Genomic DNA, 10,437 nt, shown 5'->3' with positions numbered 1-10,437 from the left:
GCTTCTTCCGAAGTTTCATTTCATTCTTCCGAAGTTTCATTTCCCGGCTCCGTGGAAAAAGTTCGTTTCCTCACTGGATATTTGCGATTTCCTCCATAGAGGCGTAGAGGAACTCATCGTATATCATGCGTCAACTCTGGGCAAGCGGGACTGTCATTTTATATCTTATCAAGAAATAACCATCTTGTAGAGGCTCTTGTCGATATTTAGGCCCTTGGCACCAACAATACACTATACATCAACACATTAGATATGATGTCATGTCCGAAAATGACAAGTGCGCCATGTAATCCTGTCCGAATATGACAAGTTTTTGTCCGCAATTGATAAGATATTTAACACCGCTGAAGTCTAATTTTGCAACAGAAACCTAGGAGACAGATCAACTACCTCGATCACGAGATGAACATTAGGTACAGGAGATGCCTCCCTTCCAGATTAGTCATGAACCCGTTATTGCAAACCGTATGAAAAATAGACTTATCTCTCTCCTTATCTCCCTGCTGGCCACCATAACATGGTGCACGGCGCAGGATGTTGGGATCAAGACCAATTTCCTCTACTGGGGGACTGCTACACCCAATCTTGGCATTGAGGTCCGGGTCGCACCACGCTGGACCATCGATCTATCGGGTGGGTACAACTTCATCAATCCGATCAATAAGGAGACAGGCTTGAAATGGATGCACTTCTCCGTCCTACCTGAGGCTCGTTACTACCTCTGCGAGGCGTTCAATGGCCATTTCTTCGGTCTTCATGGTCTCGTCGGTTTTTACAATGTCAATAGACTCAACGTCCCCATAGGTCGTCTCAAGCGCCTCAAAGATTACCGCCTGCAGGGGTGGGGATATGGTGTCGGTATCACCTACGGATATGAGTGGGTACTTGCTAAGCACTGGAATCTGGAAGCCTCTATCAGTGCGGGCTACGCACTCTTTGACTACACAAGGTACAATTGTGAGCACTGTGGTAAGGTGGTCGCCAAAGAGAAGAAGAACTACTTCGGCCCGACCAAAGCAACGCTTTCACTGATTTACCTCTTCTAGATTACATCACACGATAATATAAGCAGAGAAGATATGAGACACACTATATGTAATATGTCACTCGCCTGGATGGCTCTCCTGATGCTATGCTCCCTGTCGACGCTATCCGCACAGCGCCAGGAGATGAATCCCCTACAGGGGATCAAGAGTACCTCGCAGACCGTCGTGACAAGACATGGAGACAAGGCTTTGGTAGACTTCACACTCGACCTGACCGAGATGACTCGTCTCAACAGTAACACGGTCCTAGAGGTCACCCCTGTCCTGCAGTCCAATGCTGACTCTAATCAGCTCGCATTGCCTCCTATACTTATCTCAGGACGCACTCGGGCTATCATGCTCCGACGCAAAAGCATCGAGGCAGACATCATACGCAGCAAGCACCGGGAGCAGAGCTATCAGTACACGATAGAGGTACCTTTTGCGCTATGGATGAAAGACGCCTCTTGTCTACTCCGTGCTAAGAGCTCCGGATGTGCTGAGTGCGACCTAGGCGACTATACCGCTTCACTGACACCTAATGCGCTCGCTCCGCTCTATCAGCCTACTTATCGCTATGCGATGCTCGTACCTGAGGGTGAGGAGACCAAGCGTCGTGAGGAGAGCCTCACGGCCATGATTACCTTCCCAGTCAATAAGACGAATCTGAATCTGAACCTCGGTAATAACCGCGCTGAGGTCAAGCGTATAGACAACAAGCTCCAGGAGCTCACCACCAATAGCGCTCTCACTGTCGATGCACTCTCATTGACTGGATACGCTTCGCCAGAGGGTAGTGCTGACCTCAACCAGAGACTCTCTGAGGGTCGTGTCGAGAGCATAGCTGCTTACCTCGTACGCACCTATCCACGCTTCAAGAATCACTACACTTCACGCGCTATGGGTGCCGACTGGGACGGACTACGAGCCGCCATCGAGGAGAGCAGCGTTGACTATAAGGAGCAGATCCTCCAGATACTCCAGGAGCGACCCGCCAGCGAGCGCACCGCAGCCCTACGTGCTATAGACAATGGCAAGACCTATGCCCACCTGCTACAGACGTACTACCCGCCACTACGTCGCACCGTCATCACCTTCTCCTTTGTCGTCAAGGGCTTTGACCTAACCGAGGCCAAGGAGGTAATCAAGAAGCACCCGACACACCTCAGCCTAGCCGAGGTCAATCTGGTGGCCAATAGTTACCCCGCCGGCAGTGCTGAGCGGTACGAGACCTGGGCGATCGCTGCAGACGCTTTCCCCAATGCTGTCGAGCCTGCGACCAATGCGGCGATCATGGACTTTGAGGCAGGTCGCTATGCGCAGGCCGTCAAGCTACTAGAGCGATACAAGAAGAATACGAAGCTCTACACCATCCTGGGCATCGCCTACGCCTATAATGGGCAGTACGATGATGCTCGTACCTACCTAACCAAGGCTGCACAGCTCGGTCTGCCCGATGCTCAGTACAACCTCGATGAGTTCCTACACTATATGCAGGACAACTTCTAAGCAGATAATCAAACTAAATATTCACCACTAATCAAATCAACTATTATGAAAAGTAAGCTTTTCCTACTGAGCCTCGTGGCTCTCACGCTCGCTTTCACAGCGTGCAACAAAAAGGACGATGTCAAGTCCGAGACAGACGCTACCATCAGCGTTGCTATCAAGTCTGCCGACCTCAGAGCTTATGAGGATGGCGCAGGCACTGCCGATATGCAGGTTAAGACCCTAGCCGTCATGGTCTACGAAGGTCAGGCACAGGTTGCCTACAAGGAGGCTGCCACGGCTGGTGATCTCGAGGTCAAGGATATCGAGACCACCGCTGGTACCAAGACGCTACTCGTTGTTGCTAACTTCGAGGGGACTGATTTCCAGGGCAAGTCTCTAAATGATGCTCTCGCTATGACCCATGAGCTAGGTGCTGACGATCAAGATCCAGCTAAGGGCAAGCACATGCTCACCTCTGACGCTACTCCGGTAACGCTCAAGAAGGGCAAGAACTTCTACGGCTATGCAGATGGTGACGGCAATCACATCTCTAATGATCCTATGCAGCTCAAGCACATCCACGCTGGTATGTCTTTTACCAGTGTAAAGGTTGACTTCGCAACTCAGTACAAGGATCTCTACAATGTCAAGTTTGACAAGGGCGCTATCATGGCACTTATCGCTAAGAAGCAGTCTAACGTCTTCGGCGCATCTCTTGTTAACGCTGATCCTAACTACCTCTATGGTGAGCAGCACTTCGGCCAGGCTGACAACAAGTACACTCCAAAGGCTAACTACAAGGAGATGGCAGAGCTCAAGATGGCTATCACCGAGATCTCTGAGACTATGACGGGCAAGGGCTTCTACGTGCTAGAGAACAACTCCGCAGAGCACCCAACGATCCTCTGCATCAAGGGCGAGCTCACACAGAAAGGTGGCGCAGCTCTAACAGCTGATCAGGCTAAGGAGGCTGTAGCTGCTGGATGGATCGTATCTGAGACAGATCACTCTACTTTCTACCCTGTCCTAGTTAACTGGGAGAAGGACGGCTACACATTCACAGGCACGACTGACAAGAAGGGTATCGTACGCAACAACAAGTACGAGATCTCTCTTACGATCACTGGCCCTGGTACGAACTCTCCTGAGGAGCCAACACAGGAGAAGGCTAACCTCGATGTCATGTGCAAGGTTACTCCTTGGAACATCGTCAAGCAAGAAGTCGTCTGGTAAGACGCTCTCTACAGATAGCTTTAGAGCCACCGGCTAGTTGTGGTGGCTCTAGAGCCGTCTCTATCACAAGTCGGAGAGCCTGCGTCATACGCTTGCTCGGTCATCTTTCCTTGCTTCATAATAATTTGATAGTCAGACACACGATCAGATGTCGTTTGACGGCAGCCTCTCCCACTTGTTACTCTTTACTTTAAGCACCCCATTGAGACACTAATATGAATATCGTACAGAGATGGATCAATAAGACAGCGATCACGGCGTGGACAGTGTCGATGATAGCCCTCTTGTCTGGCTGCATCGCAGAGGATCTCGAGGATTGTCCCCAACCTTTCGAGCTGACCGTACGAGCTGTAGATATCTCCAACAAGGATATAACCTCTGATGGGGATGTAGAGAACGTGGTTCTCTTCACGTTTGATGAGTCTGGCAAGCGCCTTGACAAGATCCTCCTCAACGCTAAGGAGATCAAGGCCCGCAAACCTATTCACATCGAGCACTACGGCCCTAAGTCGCTCACTTTCGTCGCTTGGGGTAATGTAACAACTGCTGATATGGCTCGTCTAGAGTCCGTACAGCGTATCGAGGATGTCCAGATGCCACTACAGCGTGCAGACGGCTTTGGACAGTACCCCACAGACCTATTTTCTGGCCGACTAGACCGAGAGCAAGTCTACGGCAAGCTCGAGCTAGGCAAGCCTGCTACTGTAGACATTTACCGACGCACCTGTCAGGTCAATGTGACAGTCCTAGGCTATGAGCAGTGGCTAAACCGCCAGGGGTATAAGAGACAAGCTTTTGACCCGACAAACTACGCTGCAGCCCAGATACTATTCGGTAAGTCCCTAGACAACTACTCTATAGTTGACACATACGGTGGTAACCCCACGACCTACCGTCTGACGGGCTCTCTAGATAGCTCTACGGGCGACTATCACATAGCACCCTTTAGGGTCTACCCGCCTATCGAGAGCAAGCCATTCCAGCTAGACTTCTACGTCGGCGACAACTGCTTAGAGAGCTTTACCAAGGACTCACGAGGCACGCTCCTACTACCTGAGATAGGCAAGATGCTCAACGTACTCATCGACATGCGATCTGGAGATATATCCGTGCAGGTCGTTGTGACCCCGTGGAATGTCGTACATCAGTTTGTCATCTACTAAAGTCTCATTCACATGCAAAGCTTGAAATCCTATGAAACCATATAGACCTATACTTACAACGCTGCTCGCACTATCGGCACTCCTCTTGACAGTGCTCTCAGGGTGTAAGCGCAGTGAGCTGAGAGAGACTTTAGAGCCTGCCACCGTACAGCTCTCTATTCCGACGATGACCCTGCGCGGGGGAGAGCTCCTCGTAGAGGACTTGCCCGTGCAGACGATCCGTATCCTAGTCTTCAATAAGGCGGGAGGAGCTCTAGATGCACAGCAGAGCTTTAGCTCTCCGACCGATCTCAGCGACTGGCTACGTGTGGAGGCTCACGAAGGAGCTAAGGATATCTACGTCATTGCCAACGAGAGTCCCGCTATGAGCGACGCACTCAATAAGATCGTCTTCAAGCAAGACCTGCTCGGCATGGCTATCCCTGATAAGGACCCCAGCAGTGTGACAGAGCCTCAGCCGATGTTGCTGATCGGTCAGGGTACAGCTACCCTCACGAAAGATCAGAAGAATGAGGTGACAATCGCCTTGGTTCGCTCGAGAGCTAAGATCACGCTCGACTTGAAGCAGGAGACGGCGACCGATGACCAGATCATCATCCGTAGCGTTTCGATCAGTCGCTTGCCTAAGACCAGTATGCTTTTGACACCCGCCTCTTATCACCTGGGCGAGACCTGGATCTACAGCAACGCCGAGAAGGTTACGCTAGTCAACAACGCAACGACAACTTATATCCCAGACAAGACGCTCTACACCTACGAGAGTCTCGATAGCGATACGACAGGCCATGCGCCTATTCTGACCGTTGAGGCTCTCTATAATGGAGTTCCTACAACCTATACGGCCTATGTCAATGATGAGACGAGTGATGCCGACCATCACTACGCACTGCATCGCAATCATCACTACCAGCTAACAGGTACGATCACCAAGATCGGAGCGCACAACGCATTACTGCTGAAGACGGAAGTCTTGCCCTGGGATGTAGAGACGAGTGAGAAGAAGCTCGAGGTGCCTAAGATCGTGAGCATCACTCCTTCTCCTACGGAGACCTACTACGTGACCGACACAGAGGCTGCCGAGTTCAAGGTCAAGATAAGCTCCAGCAGCGACCCCTCTAAGTGGCGCGCCACACTGACCAATGCTCTTGACTTCCGCTTTGACATCACAGGGGGCGCCGTACGAGAGGGATTAGCCGATGGCACTACCGAGTACACCATTCGGGTGATCGCTACGAAGCCCGCAGGCGTTAACCTGCGCTGCACGCAGCTACTCTTCACCTCGGAGTATCTAGACCTAGTAGGGGCAGGGATGCCTAAGGAGGGTATCAAGATCTGTCAGAAGCATGCTTAGCAAACCATTAGAAGCATCATAGATTATGAATAGACTAATAGATATTTCTACCCGCTTAGTGGGATATGCCTTGATACTGCTGATGGTATCAGGTTGTATAGCGGAGAGACCCGTGGCATGTCCTGATGACGACTCCTCAGCGCAGCTATCATTACGACTAGCCGTACAGGATATACGTTCTCTTCGTGCTACAGAGCCAGGGGTTGAAGCTCTTAATGAGAACAAGATTGAGAGCTTACAGATCCTCTTTTACAGTTCAGGTGCACTCTACTGGTCAGTCTCTCCAGCGCCCTCCACGGATGGCAACTATAGTATACCGATCCCAGAAGATAAGCAGGGAGGCTTCGATGGCAACTCTACGTATGACATCTATGTCGTGACCAACCTGACCTTCACAGCTCCACCGCAAGAGAGCGATCTAGCGAAGATCCCGGTTAGCGAGTCGGTAGCTAAGCTGCCTAACGATAAGTTTGTCATGCAGGGCAAGACTTCCAAGCAGATCGACCTAAAGACCCCTGAGGGCAAGCAGCTCGGTGCCGTTGAGCTACGTCGTGTCGCCAGCAAGCTACGCATCACGCCTACCGTAGATATCACAGGATATGCAGTGACTGGCGACATACAGGTCAAGTTCGTCGGAGCTACAGATCGTGGATATCTTACGGCTGAAGAGTCAGCTGACGGAGCTACACCCATCAGTTATGACTATCGAGCTACTCAGGATCAGCAGCCACAGCTCTTCTACTCTTACTATAGTAATTGGAGTAGCGATCCCGACCAGGCTCCCTACTACCTCCTCACCGTGCCACTCAAGAAGGAGGGCGAGATGACAGTTGTCAACAACTACTATCGCGTAGCCCTGACGCCTGCGGAGCCGCACTTTACGGCCAATAAGCTCTACGACCTGAAGCTCGGCATCCACAAGCTGGGCTCCACAACTCCCGAAGAGCCTGTGGCGATCACGGGCACGCTCTCTATCCTCCCCTGGGCTCTCTGTGATGATCAGTATGATCTCCCAGCAGCTAACTATCTAGAGGTGTCAGAGAAAGAGGCTCATATCTACAATGTGGAGACTCATACCATATCTTATGAGTCCTCTAAAAAGCCAGTCACGCCCCAGATCGTGGAGGTTAGCTTCAGCTATGTCAATGGAGCTACGGGAAAGGCAATAACAAAAGCTATCCCCACCTCCAGTGATCAGTACCCGACGGTTACCGTGGTGGGCAATCAGATCAAGATCCAGTCTAAGCTACCGATCAACAACATTCCCAAGAAGATCCGCATTAAGGTCAGCAATGGCATCGCAGAGCTAGATAAAGAGGTCACGGTATATCAGTATCCATCCCTCTTTATTACCCACACGATGGGCACGAAGTCTTCGCTCAGACCTGACGGGACCTTAGCACATAACGGACTAAACAACAAAGCCATCTACCGTATCACCGTACAGAACCCACCCGAAGGTATGATCCTAGGCTTCCCGCCGAGAGAGACGACAGACTTCTGGCCAGGATACTGGAATGGTAGTCGCTGGGTGCTAACAGGAGGAAATAAGATCTCTAAGCTTACCACAAAGCGTGACGCTGAAACCGCTCAGATGGTCTCTCCCAGCTTTGAGCTAGCCTCTCAGCTTGGAGCCACAGAAAAGTGGTCCTACCTAGAGTATGGTTGGACTCAAGATTACTCAGGGTGGAATCTATCTTGGACTAGGACTAACAAGATAGGAGCTTTTGATGAGACCGCTCTATGCGACTGTGCTCTCTATACGGAGACGCGTATAGTCAATGGCCAGGAGGTAACCCTCGGTGATTGGCGACTACCGACAGAGGCTGAGATCAGACTGATAGATCAGCTACAGAACGACCCCAATAGTGCAGTCAAATCCATTATGACGGGTAGATACTACTGGAGTGCTAAGAGCGATGCAGCAATAGAGTTGCAAGGTGGTAGCAGCGGCTCCACTAGAGAAGCATTCACCCGTTGTATACGCGACGTCAAGGAGCCGACGATTCAGTCACATGTACCGTACAGATTAGACCGATAGAAAGTTATGACTAGAACGAAGATATTTCTATACTTCCTCCTGCTGGTAGCCTTTATGGCGCTATCTGCGTGCCAGCAGGAGCAGCGTACAGCTCCTGTAGATCAGGATGGAGAGCGGGTCACTGTATCCCTCTCGGTAGATGTACCATGCTATGCCCCCATGCGTGCTATGCAAGAGGGCATCGATGAGAACAAGATCGACCGGCTAGAGCTACTCGTCTTCAACGAGGCGGGACTGATGGCTGACTATGCACTCGCTACGAATCTAACCAAGGTTGGCGACAATCAGTACACCTTCACTGCCCAGCTGAAGCCACAGACGGAGCCGTGCGTCATCCACTTTGTTGCCAACCGCAACTACGGGGGTAGCGACTCGGGTCGGCAGTATCTAGGACGTAAGGAGAGCGATGTACTCCTCTCAGACCTCGTGACTATGGCGGAGGTCAGCCAAAAGAAGAGCATCCCGATGTGGGCTCGCAAGAGTTACTCTGAGGTAAAGGAGAATAGCAACCTAGGCGAGATCAAGCTCCTACGCTCTATGGCCAAGTTTACGCTAGAGAGCCACACCACTAAGCTCGCTGATGTCTCCTACACACTATGTAATAGCTACGACTGTGGCACCGTGGCTCCCTTCAAGCGAGCCGAGCTTCCAGACCTAAACGAAGCTTTTAGCGTAGACAACCGTGTGCCGACCGTGCCGAGAGAGACCTTTCTAGACAATGGAGATGCAGGCCTCGGCTGGTACGCAAGTGGGGCTTCTATTTACGGCTTCGAGCGAAGGAACAAGGTGGCAAAGCCTATCTCCTGCCTCGTCATACGAGCTAAGTATGACGGAGCTACAGACTACTCTTACTACAAGCTCGACTTCGTCAAGAGTGCTAATCGTCTAGAGCGTTACGACCTCATCCGCAACTACTGGTACAAGATGACCATTCAGGACGCCTTAGCTATCGGAGCCTCCACCCTAGACGAGGCACTTGCCGGGCCCGCAGTCAATAACCTCGCACTCTCTGAGGAACTGCAAGCCTACCCCTCGTACTCCGATGGTAAGGGCCGACTAGAAGTCGAGGCGAGCAACTATATTATAACGCATGGAGAGCAGACGCTCACCTTTAAGGCAAATTATTACCCCGAGGGCAGTGCCACAGCTCAAAATGATAAGCTCCAGATCGTTGCCGTGCGCAATGCTACTGACTACAACGCCATAAAGGGTAAGGGTGATGTCTCAATCGATAATACCACAGGACAGATTACAGCAACGCTCCAACCGGCTTTGATTGAAACGAGTCGTATCTCCGACATTATCGTAGGTGTAACGGGTGACCCCGACTTGATGCGCATCGTACGTGTAGAGGTGAGAAAACCTTATAACTATGAGCTCTTTCAGGTGAATGGGCAGCCTGCGGTTGGCAATGCGGTTACGGCTAACGTCCATGGGCAGAAGGGTGCACTCTCTTTCGTTATAACCCTGCCAGAAGACTTTAGGGCGCAACAGCTACCGATGCGCCTGCGCTTCTTTACGGAGCACTTCTATCCAGATGTAACAACGGAGGATGGCCGTATGGGCAAGTTCTCCTTCGGCCTTGCCAAGGATGGTGCAAATCCAGTGGGTCGTCCCTGCTACACGACCATCATCACCAAGCTGCCGACAGACCGGACACTCAGGTGCACCTTTCTCTCGAACAAGAGCACCTGTGCCGAGACCATTGAGGTGGTATCGGTCGAGAATCTCTTTGACACACAGCGTGTCATCGTCAAGGCCAACTAAGTACTTAAGAGGGGGGCTCTACTACTTAGTTGAGCTAGTGAGGCTGTTACTCCTTGTGGAGTGGCAGCCTCATATTGTTAAGTTGAGGACCAAGGAATATATAAGCTGAGCGTCGCTACGCAGCGCCACAGCCCGACTCTAGTCACTCCACCAGTCGCGTTGATTCGGATATCCTCCCGAGGAAATCGAGAAGCGCCAGGGAGCAAATGAAAATTCCCCACGGAACCGGGAAATAAAAGTTCGGAAGAATGAAATGAAACTTCGGAAGAAAGATTTCGAAGTTCCGAAGAATTTTTCCATTCCTCCGTGGATAATCAACAATCTCCACCGAGGAATTCTTCGATTTCCTTGATAGTCCCGTCGATG

At 51.3% G+C, this 10,437-nt stretch carries 7 protein-coding genes; all 7 read left to right on the top strand.

Annotated elements, in window-relative coordinates; all coding sequences use genetic code 11:
• Positions 1–467: 467 nt before the first annotated feature.
• On the top strand, positions 468–1,046 hold the full coding sequence (locus PORUE0001_RS07880; RefSeq protein WP_007365893.1) for a DUF3575 domain-containing protein: 579 nt from the start codon (positions 468–470) through the stop codon (positions 1,044–1,046).
• Positions 1,047–1,079: 33 nt separating this feature from the next.
• Positions 1,080–2,534 (top strand): DUF3868 domain-containing protein, encoded by a 1,455-nt coding sequence (locus tag PORUE0001_RS07875; protein WP_232501440.1) that lies wholly within the window; start codon positions 1,080–1,082, stop codon positions 2,532–2,534.
• A 45-nt stretch (positions 2,535–2,579) separates the two neighbouring features.
• A complete protein-coding gene (locus PORUE0001_RS07870; RefSeq protein ID WP_007365901.1) occupies positions 2,580–3,749 on the top strand; it encodes a fimbrial protein in 1,170 nt (389 codons plus the stop codon).
• Between the two features lie 215 nt (positions 3,750–3,964).
• Positions 3,965–4,912: a FimB/Mfa2 family fimbrial subunit gene (locus tag PORUE0001_RS07865; RefSeq protein ID WP_007365902.1), complete on the top strand. Its 948-nt coding sequence runs from the start codon at positions 3,965–3,967 to the stop codon at positions 4,910–4,912.
• A gap of 31 nt (positions 4,913–4,943) precedes the next feature.
• Positions 4,944–6,263 (top strand): DUF4906 domain-containing protein, encoded by a 1,320-nt coding sequence (locus tag PORUE0001_RS07860; protein ID WP_007365918.1) that lies wholly within the window; start codon positions 4,944–4,946, stop codon positions 6,261–6,263.
• A 25-nt stretch (positions 6,264–6,288) separates the two neighbouring features.
• A complete protein-coding gene (locus tag PORUE0001_RS07855; protein WP_007365909.1) occupies positions 6,289–8,304 on the top strand; it encodes a hypothetical protein in 2,016 nt (671 codons plus the stop codon).
• Between the two features lie 6 nt (positions 8,305–8,310).
• Positions 8,311–10,071 (top strand): hypothetical protein, encoded by a 1,761-nt coding sequence (locus tag PORUE0001_RS07850; RefSeq protein ID WP_007365911.1) that lies wholly within the window; start codon positions 8,311–8,313, stop codon positions 10,069–10,071.
• The last annotated feature ends 366 nt before the right edge of the window (positions 10,072–10,437 follow it).

The organism is Porphyromonas uenonis 60-3 (genome assembly GCF_000174775.1).
GTDB classification, from domain to species: domain Bacteria; phylum Bacteroidota; class Bacteroidia; order Bacteroidales; family Porphyromonadaceae; genus Porphyromonas; species Porphyromonas uenonis_A.
This window is presented reverse-complemented; position numbering and strand designations above follow the sequence as displayed.